The sequence below is a fragment of the Microbulbifer sp. ALW1 genome (assembly GCF_009903625.1).
In the GTDB taxonomy this organism is placed as follows: domain Bacteria; phylum Pseudomonadota; class Gammaproteobacteria; order Pseudomonadales; family Cellvibrionaceae; genus Microbulbifer.
In genome coordinates this window covers 2,907,328-2,927,021 of the sequence record NZ_CP047569.1, presented here as the reverse complement: position 1 = coordinate 2,927,021, position 19,694 = coordinate 2,907,328, and the positions used below count along the sequence as shown (strand labels likewise).

At 56.1% G+C, this 19,694-nt stretch carries 18 protein-coding genes; 8 read left to right on the top strand and 10 right to left on the bottom strand.

Going from position 1 to position 19,694, the window contains the following annotated elements; translation table 11 throughout:
- Window positions 1–27: 27 nt before the first annotated feature.
- Complete coding sequence (trxC, locus tag GRX76_RS12160; RefSeq protein WP_160153562.1) at window positions 28–477, top strand: thioredoxin TrxC; 450 nt, start codon at window positions 28–30, stop codon at window positions 475–477.
- A gap of 29 nt (window positions 478–506) precedes the next feature.
- On the top strand, window positions 507–2,072 hold the full coding sequence (gene traF, locus GRX76_RS12155) for a conjugal transfer protein TraF (RefSeq protein WP_370463923.1): 1,566 nt from the start codon (window positions 507–509) through the stop codon (window positions 2,070–2,072).
- Between the two features lie 60 nt (window positions 2,073–2,132).
- Here the strand turns inward: traF and GRX76_RS12150 are convergent, their stop codons facing one another.
- Both GRX76_RS12150 and GRX76_RS12145 read right to left on the bottom strand, forming a co-directional pair.
- On the bottom strand, window positions 2,133–4,304 hold the full coding sequence (locus tag GRX76_RS12150) for a hypothetical protein (RefSeq protein WP_160153560.1): 2,172 nt from the start codon (window positions 4,302–4,304) through the stop codon (window positions 2,133–2,135).
- A 214-nt stretch (window positions 4,305–4,518) separates the two neighbouring features.
- Window positions 4,519–5,028 carry a nuclear transport factor 2 family protein gene (locus GRX76_RS12145; RefSeq protein ID WP_201276805.1) on the bottom strand — a complete coding sequence of 170 codons (510 nt, stop codon included), beginning with the start codon at window positions 5,026–5,028 and terminating at the stop codon, window positions 4,519–4,521.
- 116 nt (window positions 5,029–5,144) lie between these two features.
- Here GRX76_RS12145 and GRX76_RS12140 point away from each other — a divergent pair, with 116 nt between their 5' ends.
- Window positions 5,145–5,531 carry a DUF6632 domain-containing protein gene (locus GRX76_RS12140; RefSeq protein ID WP_160153559.1) on the top strand — a complete coding sequence of 129 codons (387 nt, stop codon included), beginning with the start codon at window positions 5,145–5,147 and terminating at the stop codon, window positions 5,529–5,531.
- 142 nt (window positions 5,532–5,673) lie between these two features.
- Window positions 5,674–6,225: a YdeI family protein gene (locus GRX76_RS12135; RefSeq protein ID WP_160153558.1), complete on the top strand. Its 552-nt coding sequence runs from the start codon at window positions 5,674–5,676 to the stop codon at window positions 6,223–6,225.
- A gap of 75 nt (window positions 6,226–6,300) precedes the next feature.
- On the opposite strand, the gene GRX76_RS12130 is transcribed toward GRX76_RS12135, so the two are convergent.
- From GRX76_RS12130 to GRX76_RS12105, 6 genes are all read right to left on the bottom strand, one after another.
- The gene (locus GRX76_RS12130) at window positions 6,301–7,932 is read right to left on the bottom strand and encodes a sodium:solute symporter (protein ID WP_160153557.1); all 1,632 of its coding nucleotides are present in this window, start codon (window positions 7,930–7,932) and stop codon (window positions 6,301–6,303) included.
- A 61-nt stretch (window positions 7,933–7,993) separates the two neighbouring features.
- Complete coding sequence (gene pelA / locus GRX76_RS12125) at window positions 7,994–9,196, bottom strand: pectate lyase (RefSeq protein WP_160153556.1); 1,203 nt, start codon at window positions 9,194–9,196, stop codon at window positions 7,994–7,996.
- Between the two features lie 21 nt (window positions 9,197–9,217).
- The gene (gene tmpT, locus GRX76_RS12120; RefSeq protein ID WP_160153555.1) at window positions 9,218–9,859 is read right to left on the bottom strand and encodes a thiopurine S-methyltransferase; all 642 of its coding nucleotides are present in this window, start codon (window positions 9,857–9,859) and stop codon (window positions 9,218–9,220) included.
- Between the two features lie 26 nt (window positions 9,860–9,885).
- Window positions 9,886–10,830, bottom strand: a complete 945-nt coding sequence (locus GRX76_RS12115) for a hypothetical protein (protein ID WP_160153554.1) — start codon at window positions 10,828–10,830, stop codon at window positions 9,886–9,888.
- 31 nt (window positions 10,831–10,861) lie between these two features.
- Window positions 10,862–11,650: a siderophore-interacting protein gene (locus GRX76_RS12110; protein WP_160153553.1), complete on the bottom strand. Its 789-nt coding sequence runs from the start codon at window positions 11,648–11,650 to the stop codon at window positions 10,862–10,864.
- A 1-nt stretch (window position 11,651) separates the two neighbouring features.
- Entirely contained in the window at window positions 11,652–12,110 is a 459-nt protein-coding gene (locus GRX76_RS12105; RefSeq protein WP_160153552.1) for a MarR family winged helix-turn-helix transcriptional regulator, read from the bottom strand.
- 240 nt (window positions 12,111–12,350) lie between these two features.
- Here GRX76_RS12105 and GRX76_RS12100 point away from each other — a divergent pair, with 240 nt between their 5' ends.
- The 4 genes from GRX76_RS12100 (at window position 12,351) to GRX76_RS12080 (ending at window position 17,949) form a co-directional block, all read left to right on the top strand.
- Window positions 12,351–12,929, top strand: coding sequence for a hypothetical protein (locus GRX76_RS12100; protein WP_160153551.1), 579 nt, complete (start codon window positions 12,351–12,353; stop codon window positions 12,927–12,929).
- Between the two features lie 149 nt (window positions 12,930–13,078).
- Window positions 13,079–13,477, top strand: a complete 399-nt coding sequence (locus tag GRX76_RS12095) for a hypothetical protein (RefSeq protein ID WP_160153550.1) — start codon at window positions 13,079–13,081, stop codon at window positions 13,475–13,477.
- 76 nt (window positions 13,478–13,553) lie between these two features.
- Window positions 13,554–16,118, top strand: a complete 2,565-nt coding sequence (hrpB, locus tag GRX76_RS12090; protein WP_160153549.1) for an ATP-dependent helicase HrpB — start codon at window positions 13,554–13,556, stop codon at window positions 16,116–16,118.
- Between the two features lie 310 nt (window positions 16,119–16,428).
- Window positions 16,429–17,949 carry a family 16 glycosylhydrolase gene (locus GRX76_RS12080; protein ID WP_160153547.1) on the top strand — a complete coding sequence of 507 codons (1,521 nt, stop codon included), beginning with the start codon at window positions 16,429–16,431 and terminating at the stop codon, window positions 17,947–17,949.
- Between the two features lie 123 nt (window positions 17,950–18,072).
- Here the strand turns inward: GRX76_RS12080 and nfuA are convergent, their stop codons facing one another.
- Together nfuA and GRX76_RS12070 are read right to left on the bottom strand one after the other, a co-directional pair.
- Window positions 18,073–18,675, bottom strand: a complete 603-nt coding sequence (gene nfuA / locus GRX76_RS12075) for a Fe-S biogenesis protein NfuA (protein ID WP_160153546.1) — start codon at window positions 18,673–18,675, stop codon at window positions 18,073–18,075.
- A 137-nt stretch (window positions 18,676–18,812) separates the two neighbouring features.
- The gene (locus GRX76_RS12070) at window positions 18,813–19,490 is read right to left on the bottom strand and encodes a type 1 glutamine amidotransferase domain-containing protein (RefSeq protein WP_160153545.1); all 678 of its coding nucleotides are present in this window, start codon (window positions 19,488–19,490) and stop codon (window positions 18,813–18,815) included.
- Window positions 19,491–19,694: the final 204 nt, after the last annotated feature.

Here is a 19,694-nt window from a genome sequence, read left to right as displayed (position 1 = left end):
CACCCTGCCCGCTTGAGGAAATTTCTGATGTCCGACGTACAACTCACCCAGATCGTCTGCCCCAGCTGCACCGCACCGAATCGCGTGCCCCACCAGCGCCTGGGCGATGGCCCCCTGTGTGGCAAATGTCGCGCGCGATTGCTTAGCGGCCAGCCCATTAATGCCACCGATGCCAGTTTTCGTCGCTTTATCGACAAGAGTGACCTGCCGGTAGTGGTCGATTTCTGGGCCACCTGGTGTGGCCCCTGCCAGCAGTTTGCGCCGGTGTTCAGCCAGGTGGCCACGGAAATGACGACACGGGCAGTGTTTGTGAAACTGGATACAGAAGCCAATCAGCAGACGGCCGGCACATTTCAGATTCGCTCTATTCCCACGTTGATGGTGTTCCATCGTGGCCGCGAAATTGCGCGGCTTTCGGGCGCCCTGCCCATGCCGCAATTCATACAGTGGCTGGGACAGAATCTGCCGTCCAGCTAATACTTGTGTACCTTTTCCGGGAAAAACTCATGTGTAGTAAAGATCGATTGGCGATACCGCAATGCATGCGAACGCTGCCAATGTGTATCGCGTTGATCGCTGTATCGCCAATTGCTCAAGCGGTCTCTTTTGTTTCTTTTGATAGCCGTACAATGGCTTTGGGCGGTGCCGGAACCGCATCAGCACGCCCCAATGAGGCGGGGATCTTTAACCCGGCTCTACTTGCGAGTGCTAAATTCGATCGCAACCCCGGCTATTTTTTACACGCGAATGCCGGGGTGAGACTGCTGGATCGCAACAACTTTATCGATCGCGTGGAAGCGCTCAGTGAAAGCGGTGAACTGGAGTTTGATAGCAACCTCGGTTCCATGCACGATCTGTTTGCAGACGGCAACTTGCAGCCGGACGATATTCGCAAGGTAACAGGACAGTCGCGCGACCTGCTCAATGAACTGGAGTCCCTGTCGGACGCCCCCTTGCGGACCGCCGCTTCCGCCGGCTTTTCCTTTGGTAAGCAAACCGATCGCTGGAGTTTTGCCAGCGGCTATCGGCGCTACCTGGTAGTGGGCGCGCAGGTCAAGATTTCGCCGCTTGATGTACAGCGGCTAAATCAAATGTTTGATACCGTCGACGCCGTCGCCAATGTGCTTGAGGGCTCCCAGTCTCTTGATCGCCTGTTGCGCGAGACCGACTTTGACGACGTCATCAGCCTGATCGAGCGCGATGTTGACGCGGGCGAGATCAGTGACGAGTTACGAAATTATCAAGACATTCCCAGCGTGAGCGCAGTCATTAAAGCTATTGAAGAGCTGCGATTCGACGTGGAATCACTGGATGAATACATCGATCTCGAAGGCTTGTTGAATGCAGCGGTTGCGCAAAACCAGGGCCGCTCACTGGAAGAACTCGGCCTGGATGGTATTGAGATACGCGATTACCTGCGTTACCAGATTCCCGAGGAATTTCACTCTGCCGTCGAGTTCTCTGGCGCGGAGGTGGAGGAATTCGCACTCAGCGCCGCAACTGACCTGGCATTTGCGCCAGACTGGTCGCTCGGTGTCACACTCAAGCAGCAATGGATCGAGGCTATAGGATTCTCCCAATCCATCCAGAATATTGATTTCGATGCTTTTCTCGACGATTCCAATCGCAGGAGCCACAGCCGGGCGAATATCGATATTGGCTTGGACTACGACATCAACCCCTATTGGAATATGGGTATTGTGGTTAAAAACCTTATCCCCTTCGAGGTCGAGGCCCCCTACGGTAAAGGCATAGTGATAGACACCATTGCCCGTGCTGCAGTCGCCTATCAGCGCAAAGACATCACCTGGACCCTGGACTACGACCTGACGCGCAACGAGCCCTTGGGGTTTGATCCGGACAAGCAGTACATCGCCACTGGCGTAGATTGGCGTATATTCGCCGGTAACCATCTGCGTTTGGGGTACCGCTACAACCTCGTTGATGAGACAGGTACGCCCTCCCTGGGTATGGCATTTGGGGGCGAGACCTTTTTTGCCGACTTCGCCGTTACCGCGTCAGACCGCAATGATGAATACGGATTAGCCTTACAGACCGGTTTACATTTCTGATTGGCCCAATGCACTGCCGCTTTCCCCAAATCCCCGGCTCCGAAATCCCGCTATGCGATATCAGTAGCCATCGCCATGGCGTGATCGCGCGGCATTGGGAAACGTGCGTGGTGGCCCGATCAAAGGCGTTTTTACCGGTGTTGCGGCGCCCGGGACAATCACAATGGAGTTTTCCCCGGGATTGATGTCGTAGAGCGCCGGTCCGGCCTTTTTCCAGTTGTTCATCAGCCAGATGTTCCCGGACGGATCTATGCCGCCGCCGGTGAGGCGATCCAGTGCATCGCTGGTGTAGCCGGTGGGCGGTGATATAGGATCGCCCAGCGTACGCCCCTGCGGGCATTTGCCGGAGCCGCAGAAGTGGGAAATCGCGGTATCGCCAAACTGCGTATCTTCGGTGACATCTTCCACCGGTGACTTACCAAAATTGAACACCCAGAGTGAGTCGGCGCCGTCTACGGCATTACCCCATGGCAAGCCAAGGCCGCCCTGATTGGTAATTTGCGTGGGCGCTCCGCCATCGGCCGGGAAGAACACAATCGAAGGGCTGGGGCCGTTCTGGGGCTCGTAGGGATCGACACAGGGAATTCTCACCCCGCTGGTACTGTTCACCCACATGTTGCCCTTGCTGTCGCCAGAAATTCCAATGGGGTAAGAAATATCGACCATTGAAGTATCTTTCACTTCAATCTCACCCTCCACATTTAGCATGTACACCTCACCGGAGTTATTGCCGGTTACCCAGGCGCGGCCTTTGGGATCTATGGCAATCGCAAATGGTTTCAGGTTCGGCGCTTCCGGGGTTCCCGCGCCGGGCAGCGGAAAATTTTTCGCCAGTAGTGGATTGCCATTCGGAATCAGAGTGACGGTGTCATTGCCACAGTTTGCAATCCAGATATTTCCGTCCCGATCCGACACCGTTCCCTGGGGCCACCAGATATTTCCATTGGTGAAGCCGCTGTCCGAAGACAAGGGCTTGCCATTGGGAAGAAACAGCGAAACGCTGTTGTGTGTCGCGGGTATCTTGTTTGCGGGATCTGGAGGGATATTGCCGTTTGCGCAGCTGGGTGCTTCAAACCCATAGTTTCCCACCCACAGCAGGCCTTTCGGATCCAGGGTAACGCCAAAGCCCGCACCACTGAGGCCACCACCGGTAAATGGCGACCCGGGGAAGGTTTCCCCCCAGGGGAAGAACTTCAACAGTCGCTGCCCGGTACAGGCAAATTCATCGGGGGGCTGCGGCGTGTAATTGTTGATGACCCAGGCGTAGCCCTGCTCATCGATGGCGACATTGCCGGGGCCGTTCATTAAATTGTCGCTGTCCTGGTCCGTGTAAAAGCCACCGGTAAACTTGATGAACAACAGCCAATTGGTGGGTCTCTCCGTCAGCGCCGGCTGGTAGACAGGGGAGACCAGAGACAGGAGGTACAGCGGGTCATCCGCCGCCGAGGGGTAATTGGGGTAAGCGGGGAATTTAACGATATTGGCCATCGCCTCAAGCACAGTCGTGGTAGCGGGTTCTCCTGGATGGCTGGTCGCAGCAAACAGCGCATGGCAATTTATCGCATTCGCCACACATCCTGCGATCATATTGGTCAGTGAATTGAAGGTCGCAAAGGTCGAGGTATCAGTGCCATTCGGTGAGCGACGCAACACCTCCCCGACCTCGCCCGTTTTCGGATTGGCCATATTCTCGGCCATGCGAATGGCATTGCGCATGCCGTAGGTATTGCCGCGTATCTTGCGCCCCTGTACAAACTGGGCGAAGGCCGTGCCCGCCGCCACCGTGGTGCGTTCGTTGACAACGACGTTGCCGGGCCATCGCTTTCCGCTATCTACCGCTGTGGCGAGCATGACCGGCCCCCGCTCTGCGATTACAAACAGTACCGGCCCCTTGTTGTATGGCAAAAAGCCGGGCGGCCGATAGTGTATTTCAAACTCGCCCGCCGCATCGGTATAAGTGGTTGCAATGACACGATCAAACGGCAAGCCGGCGACATAGCTGGCATACAGAGATACCTTGTAACCCCGCAGTGGCGCGCCATTGCCTTTTACGATGCCACGAAGTGTTTTCCTTTTCGGCAGCCACTGACCGATTGGCCCCGGAAGCTTGTGATCTTCCCAGTAGTTGCCAGCATTGTGAGAGGTTTGCGGAGGTGGCTTGTGGTCGTGGGAGCCTGCGTCGGCGCCCTGCCCCCACGCTTTTACGGCTACACCCGAAAGAATGATCAGCATGAGGGCTATAACTGTGACAGCAGCCTTTGTAGGGGCCTTTATAAAGGCCTTGCTGCTGCACCTGGCGCGACACCAATCCCTAGCGACAAACATGAACCTCACTCCTTTACTACGCAGTTCACTGTCGATAAATCCGTTCAAAAAAGTATGGCACAGGATTAACTGTACCTGCCCGGGAGCGACAATGTTCTATCTAACAGAGCAGTGAAACCTTTTAGTTCGCCTGGTGTTCCTTAATCATTTTGGTAATTGATTTGGCAAGGTCGTTGGGGATCGGGAAATGCAGGTTGTACTGGGCGATCTTCCACTGGCCGTTTTGCTTGATCAACACCCCACTCCCTCGACATTCGCCATAGGCGGCGTTATCCAACAGCTCATCAAACCAGGCCACATCACCATGGATCACTACGGTTCTATCTCTCGGTACATAAGTCCAGCCCTTCCCCTGATCGAAATAGGGCTTTGCATACTGTTTGAATTCTTCCAGGGTCCAGCGCTCTGACGCATCGGTGCCAATAAAGACGCCGTCTTTGCCAAAAAGACCGAAGTAAGTATCCGCGTCTGCGTTCGCCGCAGCCTTGTGAAAGGCATCCAGCTGGGAAGAAACCGCCAACGTATCCTGATCGCCGGTTTCTGCTGTGTCGCCCCATACCGGATAAGCCTGCATCACAGCCAGAAAAATCACTACCCACACCGCCATCCAGCGTCTCGCGTTAATCGCCATATTCTCTTCTCTCCGGATTTTGTTATTGCTAATTCACTATATTTAACAACCAAAACTGCAGTAAATGCTATACCAATGAAAACCCGGTCAATGGAACATCGGGATTGGAGCCGACCATGGAAAATGAACAGAAACTCAAGTATTTGAAAGTCGCGCTCGTTGTATTCGGCGTTTTCTTTATTTTCGGAATCTACGCGATGATGATGTGGGTGTGGCCCTCGGGCTGGGGCTGGACACCGAGGCAGCCAGAATACGAGCAGATGATTATGGGGGTCTACGCCACCCTCGGGGTCTTTTTGATCCTGGCGGCGAAAGACCCGCAGGCAAACCGGAGCCTTATCTGGTTCACCATCTGGTCGAGTATTGTGCACGGCGCCATTATGCTGGTGCAGGCACTGATTGATGAGACTGAGCGGGCGAATTTACTCGGTGATGTGCCTGCACTCTTCCTGGTAGCAATCATACTGTGGTATCTGATGCCAAAGCGCGAGACGGTCCACTAAAACTTCGCAACAAGTCCAACCGACACGCTTGACAGGAGGGGTGCCCGAGGGTGTAGCGTCACTTCCGGAAACCGCGCCTTGGCGTTTCACACCTGAGAGCTTCCAGTGAGACTGGCCTCGGGACCACTAAATTGATCAAAAAATGACACAAGAAAACAAGAAATATCAATTCAAAGACAAACTACTCCGCCCCCAAAAGTCAGGCGATGGTAACAACTGGGCATTCGTGGTACTGCCCAAAGAAGCCAGCGCAATACTTCCCCGGCGCGGCCGAACCTCGATCAATGGCAGCATCAATGGCGAGCACTTTCAGGCGCTACTGGAGCCGGACGGTCAGAAGAGTCATTGGCTGAAAATTGATAAAACCTTGCTGGATGCCTCGGGCGCCACTTACGGCGACATCGCCCAGTTTGAAATACAGCCGGTAGACCAGGAGCCGGAACCCGAAGTGCCTGCGGACCTGAAAAAGGCACTGGCGGCCTCTCCCGAATCCCAGGCCAACTGGGAGGCTACAACGACGATTGCCCGAATCGACTGGATCCACTGGGTAACATCCGCAAAGCAGGCAAAGACTCGCGACAAGCGTATCCTCGATGCCTGCAATATGCTGGCTGAGGGTAAAAAGAGAGTCTGCTGCTTTGACACATCCGGCTTCTACAGCAAGGCGTTCAGCGCGCCTAAAATCGAGGAGTAAGCCGCGAAGTAAGTCGCGGACTAAGTCGCGGAGTGAGAGGCTAAGCTGTATGGCCTATCAAGAGCGCACCGTCCTCTAAGCCAGGTACCACAGCAAAATGAACAGCACTGCAAACCAGGCCAGCAACCACAAACAACGCCGATACCAGTTGTAGTGCGCCTCCTCCCACAAGTGGTGCCGAATGGCCGCGGCGTAGAGATCACTGTCCCTCGCCATGCGGTGTCCCGCCCCATTTCGCGCCCAGATCAACGAAGCCAGAAGTGCAACCAGTACCGCCAGTACAAAGCCAATCACATTCCACCAAAGCCACGAGATCTCAGTTAGAAACAGCCAGCAGATACCATTGCCCGTAATACCGGCGAGCAAGCCGGCAATAGCATGGTCTCCGCGCACCCGGTGCGTCAGGAATCCGAGCGCGAATACCGCGAGAATCGGCCCGTTGGCCAGTGAACCGATCTTGTTGATGGCCTCGAGTACTGTCGGCGCAATATCGCCGACAAAAAATGCCATCACCAGGGTGACTCCACCCCAGAGAGCGGTAATCCCCCGCGACAGAATCAGTTCTTTGTGCGCCGTCCAGTGACCGCGGTGAAAACGCCGGACGAAGTCTTCCATGGTGGTGGCGCTCAGAGAATTGAGCACGGAATCCAGTGACGACATGGCCGCGGCAAACAGGGCGACCAGACTCAAACCGACCAATCCCACGGGCAACGCATGGATCATGTACAGTGGGACAGCGAGGTTAAACTCCGGGCCCTCACCCGAGTCCGGAAGCGCGGCGACAAATTGCGGATGCTGTGCAGCGTAAACCGCAATTCCAACACCGACCAGGCAATAGAGCAGGACCAGAGGAAAGCGCAGCAGTCCGTTGATCAACAGCGCATTGTTGGTCGCATCGATATCCCGGGTACTCAGCTGGCGCTGTACCTGGCTCTGATCACATCCGTAATAAGAGACGTACAGAAACAAACCACCGAACAGCATGGGCCAGAAAGCAAAGGTCTGGCCATCACCAAACCCGTGATGGGCAAAGTCCAGGGTGGTTTTGCGCGCGTCAGAAAACGACTGCCACATCGGTGCAAATCCCCCACTGGCATCCACCAGCATCAGCAATACCACCAGCAGCATCACCGCCAGTATCAACAGTTGAATCACATCGGAATAAATGACACCGCGAATACCGCCCATCACGTCGTAGACCACGGTAAACACCCCTAGCAATAACACTGAGGCCGCAAAACCGAGCCCGGTGATCAGGTCAATCACCAGTGCGATGCTATAAACGGTAACCGCGGTGGCAAAGGCCCGCACAAAGAGAAACAAGCCGCTCAGGGTGAGCCGTGTGGTGAGATGAAACCGCTGTTCGAGGTAGGCGTAGACCGAGACCAGCTGCAGATGCCTGAACAGCGGCATCACGCAGAGAATCAATACGATCATTGCCAGTGGCACCGCCAGTTCGTACTGCAACCACAGCATGCCTCCGCCAGCCGCGAAGGCGACAAATGCCGGAGCACCCAGAATACTGTTGGTGGAACACTGGGTAGCCATGATCGAAAGACCAACTGGCCAGGGGCCTACATTGCGCCCCGCCACATAGTAGTCTTCGCGGCTCTCCTGGCGGCGCGCAAGCCAGTACGCCATGACCAGCAGGCCCACGCAATAAACGGCGATAATCGCCCAATCGATCCCCGTAATGCTCTGGTTCATCCCTGCCCTGCTTTTCGCAATGATTTATCTGGGAGACCCGGCCACGGCCCGCAACGACTGACTACATGCTAATGCGCTGCTTCCAGGCCGGATACTCCACGTTCAGGAAATTCTCCGGCCAATAGCCGTACCAGCTGTAGCCGGTGCGTCGCTCCAGGTCCACTTCCGACAGTTGCGACACACGCCGACCGTCGCGATTGGCCAGAAATGGCTTGCTGCTCTCAAGATCGTAAAATCTGGCCCAGATGGGTTTCGCGCGCTCGTCTTTTACGACCACCAGATCGTAGTCTGCGGCGTGATAATCGAAACGCTGTCCCTTTGCTTCGACCCGCTCGATACGAAAGCCCTCCAGTTTCACCGAGGCCAGCCAGCGGGCACCGCCGTGGACCGCCGCAATAACCTCCGCAGAAGGATTTTCAATCGCCATCAGGTATTCCAGAACCGGCACCGTCTCCCAAGCAAGAATGCCGGGAAGTTCGTAGGCCCGACCCTGCGCAGGCTGCAGACTATCTTCGTGGTACTGCCCCGCCCAACCGGTAGGCACACCATCAATCTTTACCTGTAATTGCAGCAACAACGCATCGCCTTTGGCTACGGCGGTGGCCGCCCTCTGTTGTATACCGGTATCGATGTAGTCAAAGGGCACCCGCCCCTGCGCAACCTTGCGCAAAAAGGTCAACACGCCGGGCATGACTTCGTCTGCCATGGTGATATGCCGGTAATAGGCGCGCTCGGTCCGATCGGGCGAGTGCGCCCAGCCGCCATTGGGGTACTGGCGATCCAGGGTATAGCGCAGGCCTTTCAGAGCGGCGTCGCGATAACGCGGATTGCCGGTCTGCTTGTAGACTTCTGAGAGGTATTCAATTTGCGGGTAGATATTTCGGTTATCGAAGCTGGCATCAGGCAGACCCTTATCAGCCAGTGCCTTTGCCCGCTCTTCCGGTGCGACCACCCGCAACGGGTGCTTGTTGGTAGGCCATCCACCGCTATCGCGCTGATACAACAAGAGGTTGTCGGCAATCTGCTCGATGTCCGTCAGCGCATAGTAGGAAACGCTGTTTTCGCCGGTGCGGTCATTCCAGTGTTTGATCGCATCGTAGAAACCGTCGATGGAAATGGGTTGGTAGGCAGACGCGGTTGTATACTGACTCCCGGTCGAGTGTGGCGCCTGCTCGGCGAGGCAAGCAGAGGATACTACACTGCCCAGAATAGCGGCCGCAAAACAAAAGCGGCCATATCGGTATAAATTTAAATTCTTCACCATCTTATGGTCCGTCGCCGAGCCCTATTGTTTCCGTGCCAGCAGCCAAACCTTTTCCTGCGCCGGGCATTTGCCTTTCAGGCCGCCGGGCACATCCACGGTTTGCAATAAATGCAGCGCATAGTCGCTCGTATAAAGCTGGGCGACCTCCTGATCGCTGACGCAGAATGGTGGCCCCGGCATGCGTTGCTGGTCGTATTCAAAGGTGATCAGTAACTGGCTGGCACTGCCGGTGAGCGCTACAAGATGCCGGGCATATTGCTGGCGGGTGGTTTCAGGCAAAGCCACCAGTGCTGCGCGGTCATAAATCGCATTCACAGGCCCCAGAGCTTCCGCCGTGAGTTCGAAAACATCGCCGACAAAAATATCTATGCCCTTGGCGCTGTACAATTTCAGTGCGCCGGAAACCTCAACCCTGGGCACGATACTGAGTTGCTCGAACAACTGGATCACGGCCATTTCACTCAGTTCGGCGCCGGCGACAGAAAAGCCTTTGTCCAGTAACCAGGCGATATCCAGTGTCTTGCCACAAAGCGGTAAAAACAGTCGATCTCCCGGTGCCAAGCCGAGTTGATCGTAGTGCTCGATCAGCAGGGGGTGGGCTTCACTGTTGTGAAAACCAATTTCATTTCTCTGCCACTTATCCAACCAGAATGATTTTTCCACAATCGTATTCCACTGCTCTGATTCAATTAGTCTGCCACGACTGCTTCAATCGCGTTCCGCTGACCCGCCGAGCCGAGTAGTTCAGCTGGCATTTCCAGATTCCAAACTCGCGGGGGCCGTCTGTCTTTACCGGCTGCCCCAGGACGACTGGGATCACCGATTACCTGCATTGTGCCGTCCTGATATTGCACATCAACGATGGTACCCGCCTTGAATGAAAAACGAGCCAGGTCGATACCATCGGGGTATGCGGGGGTGTAAGCCCTCAAAATGGAATATCGCGGCCTGCTGCAATCCCCGCCGAAACCGTAGCTGACCACACCGCGATAAATCGCCAGTAGCACACCTTCAAATCCGCTTGGCGTGAAGGTTTTTGGAGGCCTGGAGAACGTAAAATAAGGATTTTTTTCCAGCAACCGAGTTTCAAAATTTTCGCGAGAAACCTGCCAAAGCATGGTTTCCGGGTACTTGTGCGCACCGGAATCCCCGGCGACCAGAAACCAGTCTTCATTTAAACCGGCCACATAGCCAAATCCGGTAAATGGCGTGCCCCCGAAATTGACCAGTTCCCTGCCGATACGGTCGCCTTCGCGTAAATAGATGCGACTTTCCGACAAAATCCACGCAGCGTCCTTCTTGGGGTCCGCCAGGGCCAGCACGCCTTTGCGAGGGTCTCCATCGAAGTGGGAATCATCCGCTTCCAACAGGCCATCCGGGCGAAGCAGCAACGACTCCGCAGCCGCTACAGCGCCCGCTCTCGGTGCATACTCATACTCCAAAGGCGCCAATTGATGGGCGGACTCTGATACCCGGACGCCAGGCGATAAAACCCGAAACGTTTTGTCTTTTAATAACGCCAATTCGGTAAATTGCTTTACAAAAGCCATACGGACAAAAGCGTAGACAAACAAACAGAAAACGGCGGCTACAACGCCCCCAAAACCCATGCCGATCCATTTCGCTATTTCCATTGAACGTCCTTTTCGGGCTTCCACCCACTAATCAACTTGCCATAAATGCGCCTGATATTACCTCATCTTCACGCTTCAGCACTTTGTGTTGCTCTTCACTGAGACCGGATTTCCAGTAGCTGGAGATATACCGGTGACTCGCTGCGACCGGGCGCTCGCTGCGGAAATACTGGCGCATTTCTCGCATGGTGGAGAACTCGGTGGCGCACCAGATGGCAGGGTTCCCCTCTAGCCAGGAAATCTGCCGCAGCTGCTGCTGTAATGCCACGCCCGGCGCCCGCGCATCGCGATTAACCACCCAGTGGATCTCTAGATTCGACGGTGCCTGCAATTCCTGACGGTCGGACTCGGACGCGATTTCGATTACCGCGTGGCCACGCGCATCCTCCGGTAACAAGGAGAGATTCACGCTGATCGCGGGCAACGCCGTCATATCACCCAGAAACAGGAGCCAGTCCCCATCCGGGTTGATCAGCTTCCTCGCGCCGGGACCGGCTACATGGATACGTTGGCCAGGTTCCGCTTGCTGCGCCCAGGCACCCGCTGGGCCAGGGTGTTCGTGAATCACAAAGTCGATATCAATTTCATTTTCTCGCTGATGGCGAATGGTGTATGTACGCATCAGCGGCTTCTTGCCTTCCCCCTGCTCAAACAGGAGTTTTACATAAGCGCTTTCCTGATCTTTTGGAAAGTCCTGCAACTCTGGACCACCCAGGGTGACCCGCAGCATGTGCGGGGAAATGCGCCGGCTGGTGATGACTTCGAGTTCCCTCGACTTGGGCTTGGGATTGGGATTGGGTTTAGGCCCCGGTCTCGACATATCAATTACCTCCATCAGGTTCACAGCTCAGGTTTTCCACCATGCGCGCGCTCAATTCTGCAAACTGTTTCAGTTCCGCATCACTGAGGCGTCTGGTCATGGCCGCCGCAGTTTCACGTTCTGCCTCCAGCAACTGGCGCATCACCTCACTCCCCTTTTCCGTAGGGAACAACAGCTGACTGCGCCCATCTTCCGGATTCGGTCGCTTTTCGATCAAGCCTTCCATCAGCAGCTCCTTGAGAACACGGGTAATCTGCGCCTTGTCCCGATGCATACGCAGGGCAATGGATTGGGCCGTGGAATGCGGATTCCGGCAAATGCCCTTGAGCGCCCGCATATGGGTAATCGGCAGGCCGAGGGCCCGCTGAGTCACTTCCGCGCGCAACCGCGACTTATAGACATGTACCAGGCGATGCAAAGTGTCGCTTAGCTGGGAATCACTGGAGTTTCTGTTTGGCATGGTGAAAACACATTCAACTTAGTTGACAGCATCAACCATACGCCGAATAGATGACAGTATCAACTAAACCTGTGAACCATTGGCCACATACCACCAGCCACCACTGGGCGACCTGCTGGGCTTCGCGCCAAACACCGCAAATGGAGCCCGACACCACCGCCAATGCCAGGAAGCATTGCTATCTTTCTCCTTGTCCGGCGCTTGTCCGGGATCCAGAGGGCTATAGAAGAAGGAGCTGCTGTGCTCAAATCGAAGACTGCCACCAGACACCTAACCCTCGAGTTGCCGCTTGTCTGCTTAATTGCCTTTGCACCGGTGCTGAAGGCCTCACCGGTATTCTTTATCGACACGCCCGCCATTCTCCGCGCGGCGCTGCAGGAAACACTGGAGAAGTACCCGGATCTCACCAAAGACGACTTTGTGGTGGAACACGACGCGGTGCGCTTTTCCTGCAACGCCGACGGCAAGCGCTATCGCGCCGAGGAAGCCGCCACTCAGTGTCTGAAAGAACCATTTGCCGCTTCCCCCTGCCAGGCGGATGTTCGCTTGATTCTGAAAAAAACAGCAACGGAAAGTGTGATTGCCCGTGAAGGCGGCCTCTGTGAAAGAACCGCCGAATACAAAGCCGTGAAAATCCGGTTCTTCGAAGATGGACACATCGATACCGATCGCCACGACATTACGCTCAGAGAGAGCGAGACTGCACTCTGTAGCGATAAGGGCTTGTTTACCGACCTGAGCGAACTGATCGCCGAACACGAACTGGCGCTGGAGCAGGAATTCGGGTCCACAGGCCAACTACACGAGGCATCACCATGACATGCTCTTTGAATCCAAGGCGCCGCACGTCAACCCTGGCCTTGCTCGCGACTCTAATCACTACATCGGCGACCGTGGAGGCGGAGCAATCCCTATATGCCGTCGATCAAGAACAAATATTCAAGCGGGCAGTCGCAGCCGCGCTGAAGGTGTCCCCCCAACAAGACCCGGACCAACTGGGCGCACTGGATACAGACCTGCATGTATTTTGTAGCAATCGAAAAAACTGGCGGCTCGTGGACCCGGCCACCCTCGAAATACCGGAGCAGAAAGAGTCCACCACACTTTGTCACATGACGCTGAACTTGATCGACGGTCCTTCAATCCACACAGAGATACAGGATCGCAGCACTCAGAATGGTGAGGAGCACTGCCAGACCAGTGTTGATTGGCAGGGGTTTGTAGTGACCGTATTCGCTAACGGTGACACCACCGCACTGCCGACCAGTGGCAGCGGCAGCTATGGCCGCGCCTGCGCCAAGCCGCCACAATTTCAGACCGTCGATGAAATCATTGCCGAATATCGACAAAAGGCACCGCCGCCTTAAAGGATGATAGTTGGCAGCGAGAGACTGCAATTGACCGCTGTGGTGCAAACTATACGATCCCGTATACTCCCGCCCCATGTCAGAACTACCAATTTCCGGGATTCTTCCCCAGTTACGCCACACGCTCGATGCCAACTCCAATGTGGTGCTTCAGGCCCCGCCCGGCGCCGGCAAGACCACCGCCGTCCCCCTCGCCCTGCTCCATAGCAACTGGCTCGGGGAGCGCAACATCATCATGCTGGAACCCCGTCGCCTTGCCGCGCGCTCGGCTGCTGCACGTATGGCCGAACTACTGGGCGAACCCTTGGGCGCCACTGTCGGTTACCAGATTCGCGGTGACCGCAAAGTTGGCAAGCAGACCCGAATTATCGTCGTCACCGAGGGGATACTGACGCGTCTGCTGCAGGCAGACCCGGAGTTGTCCGACACTGCCCTGGTCATCTTTGATGAGTTCCACGAGCGCAGCCTGCAAGGTGACCTTTCCCTGGCGCTCTGCCTCCAGTCCCAAGAACTCTTTCGCGAAGACCTGAAGCTGCTGGTGATGTCCGCCACACTCGACACCCACGCGGTCGCCGGGCTTCTCGGCGAGGCACCGGTTGTTACCAGCGAGGGCCGCGCTTTCCCTGTTGAAATTGACTACCTGCCGCACCAGCAGGTACCGGACGACCCACGTCAGATCCCGCAGTTGATGAGTCGGAAAATCGGGGAGCTGATGGAACGGGAAGATGGCAGCCTGCTGGCCTTCCTTCCCGGTGTGGGTGAAATTCGCAAGGTCGAAAGACTGTTGCTGGAAGCGCTGGGGAATCGCTCGGATACGTTGATCGCTCCGCTCTACGGTGATTTGAGCAAACAGCAGCAGGACGCCGCCATAGCGCCGTCACCGGGCGGCCAGCGCAAGATAGTACTTGCGACCAATGTGGCAGAAACCAGCCTGACCATCGAAGGCATTCGCATGGTCGTCGACTCCGGCCTGATGCGGGAATCCCGCTTTGATCCAAATACCGGAATGAATCGACTGGTGACAACCAGTATTTCCCAGGCTTCCGCCACCCAACGTACCGGCCGCGCCGGCCGCCTGAGTGAAGGCGTGTGCCTGCGGCTCTGGAGCGAGTCCCGCCAGCGACAGCTGCCGGCAAAGAATACCCCTGAAATTCTGCTCAGTGATCTGGCACCGGTGATGCTGGAGCTGGCCCAGTGGGGCGTAAGCGAGGTCGGAGAACTGAATTGGCTCGACCTGCCGCCACCCGGGCCGACCGCCCAAGCCCAGGAGTTGCTTCAGGAGTTGGGCGCATTGGACGATCAGCTTCGTATTACCAACCACGGCCAGGCCATGCTCGCACTGGGCACCCACCCGCGCCTGGCACATATGATGCTGCGCAGTGTCGATCTCGGCCTTGAGGACTGGAGTTGCCTGCTCGCTGCCCTGCTTTCTGAGCGCGATATTTTTCGCGGTGAACAACGCTGGGATAGAGACATCCACAAGCGCATGGAAGTACTGAGCGGCACCGTGAAAAACCACAATGCAGATCGCGGGGCGATTCAGCGCATTCGCCAACAGGCGAAAGCCTGGCAAACACAACTGGATAATGCCAATGTCCGCGCACAACAAGAAAGCCCCCGTCAAATCCGGCCAGATCAAACGGAGGTCACCGGAATTCTGCTCGGATTCGCCTATCCGGATCGCATTGCCAAAAATCGGCACGACCGCGAACGCCGCTTCCTTCTTGCCAATGGCCGTGGTGCCCACTTTTCACACGATGATGAATTGGCGCTGTCCGATTACCTGGTAATTGCCGATCTCGATGGACAGGGACGCGATGCCCGTGTCCAGTTGGCCGCACGAATCGGTAAAGACGCGCTGTACGAATATTTTGAAGACGACATCCGCACCGAAGCGTCAGTGCGCTGGGACGAATCCGCCGGGCGCGCGGTTGCCAGCGTACAGTCAACACTCGGCAAGCTGGTGCTGGAAGAAAAGGCGGCAACTGACATTTCCCCCGAGCTGCTCAGCCGGGCACTGCTGGACGCCATCCGCCAGCAGGGCTTGCGCGTCCTGCCCTGGGATAAAGAGTCGGAAAGCTTGCTAGCGCGTGTGCGTTTTCTGCAGTCACAGAAAGAACCGTTTCCAGACTTGCTGCAGGACATCGAGGTCCCCGATTGGAGCGAAGACAAGTTACTGGCCTCCCTGGAACATTGGCTACTCCCACACCTGAATGGCTTCAACAAACTGGATCAGCTCAAGCAGCTCGACCTGAAAAATATTCTGCTCACGCAATTGGACTGGACGACCCAGCAACGCCTGGATCAGCTTGCACCCTCACATATCCAGGTTCCCAGCGGTTCGCGAATTGCCATTCAATATGCAGAAACCCCACCGGTTCTCGCGGTGCGCCTGCAGGAAATGTTCGGGCTACCAGAGACTCCCGCGATTATGAATGGCCGCTTTCCGCTCATGATCCACCTCCTGTCCCCCGCGCAACGGCCGGTTCAGGTTACCCGTGACCTGGCGAGTTTCTGGAAGAATACGTATCAGGAAGTAAAGAAAGAGCTGCGCATCAAATACCAGAAACATTTCTGGCCGGATGACCCCACTACCGCACAGGCAACGAGCAAAACGAAAAAACGCATGGACGCACGCTAGCCCTCTCTCCCCCCACTCACAGCTGGGACCAGCGTCCCAGCTGTGAGCCCTTTCAGACCAACTGTTACACCTGTGCCAAATTGAAATTCGCTCCTGACTGAGTTCGATTGAAAAGTTGCGCGACTGCTGCAAAGACAGCGATGTCATTATTAGGGAAAAGCCCGCGCCAATCTTCTGCAATTCCCCGTGCCACTTTCAAAATCAGAAAGATCTGGGACGCCTTCACGCCATTTTCCCCGGATATTTTCGGGGCCTGCGCAATTCAGCAATTTGCACAGAACACACTCAAAACAACAATGAGAAGGCGAACATGAGAATCTCGAAACACCTTGCGCACTTAAAAAAAATCTGCGTGCTGGCCACGGGCATATCGGCAGCCCTCCTGTATGGCCAGGCCCAGGCAACCATCTTTCAGGCTGAGGATTACAACGCCTTTTACGACACGACACCCGGCAACACCGGGGGCGCTTACCGCGCCGATGATGTGGATATTGAAGTCACTACGGATTCCGGCGGTGGCCACAATGTCGGCTGGGTAGCCGCCGGCGAATGGCTCGCCTACAACAACCTCAATATTCCAGCGAGCGGTGACTACATCATTCGCTTTCGCGTCGCCAGCGCGACCGGAGGTACCCTTTCCAATGATTTGAACGGCGGCTCGATTGTTCTCGGCAACCTGACGGTTCCAAATACCGGTGGCTGGCAAAACTGGCAAACGATTTCCCATCGGGTGCACATCGACGAGGGCACCTACAGCCTGGGAGTCTATGCGGCCACTGGTGACTGGAACCTAAACTGGATCGAAGTCGTCGCTGACAACCCCGGCAATGGCGTAGCCACCGTGTACCAACACTGCAACTTTGGCGGTTGGTCAACAAAGTTGGGCGTCGGCAGCTACACTCTCGCCAGCCTGCAGGCACTCGGTTTCATCAACGACGATGCCTCCTCCATCCGTGTTGCCTCCGGCTATCAGGCCACGCTCTATGAGCACGACAATTTCACCGGTAATTCGGTAACCGTCAGCGCAGACGATGGCTGCCTCAACAACGAGGGCTTTAATGACAATGTCACTTCTGTTGTGGTGAGCCCCGCGGCAAATAACGGCCTAGTGTGGGGAGATGAGTTTGACTCGATCAACTCTGCAAACTGGACCTTCGAAACTGGCGGCGGTGGCTGGGGTAATAGCGAATTGCAGTACTACACTGCCGGCCAGAACGCATCCGTTCAGTACGATGCGCAAGCGGGCAGTAATGTACTGGTGATCGAGGCACGCAGAGAAGGCGGGTACAACTGCTGGTACGGTGCCTGCCAGTACACTTCAACCCGGATGATTTCTGCTGGGAAGAAAGAGTTCCAGTACGGTCGTATCGAAGCGCGTATCAAGCTTCCGCAAACCCAGGGCATCTGGCCGGCGTTCTGGATGCTGGGTGGCAATATTCGCACCGGAACCCCCTGGCCGAATTCGGGCGAGATCGACATCATGGAACACGTCGGCTACGAGCCCACCCTCACCCACGGTGCACTGCACGGGCCGGGATACTCGGGCAATACGCCAATCATGGGTACCTACAATGTAGGACAGAACGTCGATGCCGGTTATCACGTTTACGCGGTCGAATGGAACAGCAACGGTATCAGCTGGTTCGTCAACGGAAACAACTTCTACAATGCCTCCCGCGCTCAAGTTGAACAGTATGGCCCCTGGGCTTTCGATCACCCTTTCTTCATCTTGCTGAATGTAGCCGTGGGCGGAAGCTGGCCCGGCAGCCCGGACGGCAGCAGTGTATTCCCACAACGTATGTATGTGGATTACGTGCGGGTTTATCAGTGACCGCGAGCTGGCGAAGTACCGGCGATTTTTGTTGATTCAAACTTGAAGTCATAAATTCAGTGCAAAAAAAACCGCGGCCAAGCCGCGGTTTTTTGAAAAAATTTAATCCGATTACTCTGGAACTCAGTAGTACGCCTGAGACTTATCCGAGTGGTCGGTAATGTCTTTCACGCCGGCCAGCTCCGGGATTTTTTCCAGCAGGGTTTTCTCTACGCCCTCTTTCAGGGTCATATCCACCATGCCACAGCCCTGGCAGCCGCCACCGAATTTCAGTACGGCGTACATATCTTCAGTCACCTTTTCCAGGCTCACCTGACCACCGTGGGAGGCGAGCCCCGGGTTTACGTCGCTGTACAGGACGTAGTTGATACGATCTTCGATGGGGCTATCGTCGGTGACCTTGGGCATACGGGAGTTGGGCGCGCGGATGGTAAGCTGGCCACCCATTTTGTCTGAGGAGTAGTCGACCCGCGCTTCGTCCAGGTATGGCACGCTGCGGCCTTCAAAGTACGCTTTGAAGCCATCCAGCTGCATTTCCAGATCGCCCTCTTTCTCTTCACCCGGGCGACTGTAGGCAATGCAGGTCTCTGCATTGGGCGTACCGGGGTTAGACACGAACATGCGAATGGCAATGCCTTCGCAGTCCTGCTTCGCCAGCAGGTCACGCAGGTATTCCTGGGCGGATTCGGTAATGGTGACGTTCAATTCGGACAGCTGTTCTGACATAAACCTTCTCAAATAACCGAGCTTCTAGCTTCGACCTACAGGTGACGCCAAGCTCAATAACCAAGCTCAGCGGTCGGGTATTTTACGCGCAACTGCAGCCAAGATAAACCGTACCCGAAATCAAGCGGTACAGCGGGTCAGCCGACGGCACCCAGCAGCGCCCTGGCGGTCGCCTCTGAAGAAGCCGGATTCTGGCCGGTAATCAGTAGCCCATCGGTACAGATGTGACTCTGCCAATCGTCGCCCTTGGAGTATTCCGCGCCCCGCTCTTTCAGCATGTCCTCGACCAGGAAAGGCACCACGTCGGTCAGACCCACCCCATCCTCTTCGCTGTTGCTGAACCCCGTTACCCGCTTGCCACTGACCAGCGGCTCCCCACTCTCGTCGACAGTGTGCCGGAACACCGCCGGCGCGTGACAGACGGCGCCAACCGGTTTGTTGGCCCTGTAGAACCCCTGAATGATGGCGATGGAACGCTGGTCTTCCGCCAAATCCCACAAAGGACCGTGTCCGCCCGGATAAAAGACGGCGTCGAACCAATCGGTATCCACATCGTCCAGATTCTTGGTGTTTGCAAGGGCCTCCTGGGCTACCGGGTCAGTCCGGAAGCGCCGGGTGGCGGGCGTCTGGGCATCATCCGCGTCACTTTTCGGGTCCAGCGGGGGCTGGCCGCCTTTGGGCGAAGCGAGGGTCAACTCCGCGCCGGCGTCCACGAACACGTAGTAAGGCGCGGCAAATTCCTCCAGCCAGAAACCGGTTTTCTTGCCGGTATTCCCGAGCTGGTCGTGAGACGTCAACACCATCAGAATTTTCACAGGGCCTCCTCGCAAGCCATACCGATATCCCCCAACTGTAGGCTGTGACGGGCTCGTTGGTTACCCGGAAATTACGGTATCCCGCTCTACCCTCGCTCTCCCCGCTCCCTCCCCGGCAACCGCCGTAGAACATTTGGTTACATCGTTATGCGCAGACAGTCTGTATAAGTCCGCGGAGAACCGGATACGGCGCCGCTTTATGCT

What these genes read in the sequence shown, in the direction of transcription:
- trxC (WP_160153562.1), top strand. Translation starts at nt 28, where the DNA reads ATGTCCGACGTACAACTCACCCAGATCGTCTGCCCCAGCTGCACCGCA.
- traF (WP_370463923.1), top strand. Translation starts at nt 507, where the DNA reads ATGTGTAGTAAAGATCGATTGGCGATACCGCAATGCATGCGAACGCTG.
- GRX76_RS12150 (WP_160153560.1), bottom strand. Translation starts at nt 4,304, where the DNA reads ATGCTGATCATTCTTTCGGGTGTAGCCGTAAAAGCGTGGGGGCAGGGC.
- GRX76_RS12145 (WP_201276805.1), bottom strand. Translation starts at nt 5,028, where the DNA reads ATGGCGATTAACGCGAGACGCTGGATGGCGGTGTGGGTAGTGATTTTT.
- GRX76_RS12140 (WP_160153559.1), top strand. Translation starts at nt 5,145, where the DNA reads ATGGAAAATGAACAGAAACTCAAGTATTTGAAAGTCGCGCTCGTTGTA.
- GRX76_RS12135 (WP_160153558.1), top strand. Translation starts at nt 5,674, where the DNA reads ATGACACAAGAAAACAAGAAATATCAATTCAAAGACAAACTACTCCGC.
- GRX76_RS12130 (WP_160153557.1), bottom strand. Translation starts at nt 7,932, where the DNA reads ATGAACCAGAGCATTACGGGGATCGATTGGGCGATTATCGCCGTTTAT.
- pelA (WP_160153556.1), bottom strand. Translation starts at nt 9,196, where the DNA reads ATGGTGAAGAATTTAAATTTATACCGATATGGCCGCTTTTGTTTTGCG.
- GRX76_RS12115 (WP_160153554.1), bottom strand. Translation starts at nt 10,830, where the DNA reads ATGGAAATAGCGAAATGGATCGGCATGGGTTTTGGGGGCGTTGTAGCC.
- GRX76_RS12110 (WP_160153553.1), bottom strand. Translation starts at nt 11,650, where the DNA reads ATGTCGAGACCGGGGCCTAAACCCAATCCCAATCCCAAGCCCAAGTCG.
- GRX76_RS12105 (WP_160153552.1), bottom strand. Translation starts at nt 12,110, where the DNA reads ATGCCAAACAGAAACTCCAGTGATTCCCAGCTAAGCGACACTTTGCAT.
- hrpB (WP_160153549.1), top strand. Translation starts at nt 13,554, where the DNA reads ATGTCAGAACTACCAATTTCCGGGATTCTTCCCCAGTTACGCCACACG.
- GRX76_RS12080 (WP_160153547.1), top strand. Translation starts at nt 16,429, where the DNA reads ATGAGAATCTCGAAACACCTTGCGCACTTAAAAAAAATCTGCGTGCTG.
- nfuA (WP_160153546.1), bottom strand. Translation starts at nt 18,675, where the DNA reads ATGTCAGAACAGCTGTCCGAATTGAACGTCACCATTACCGAATCCGCC.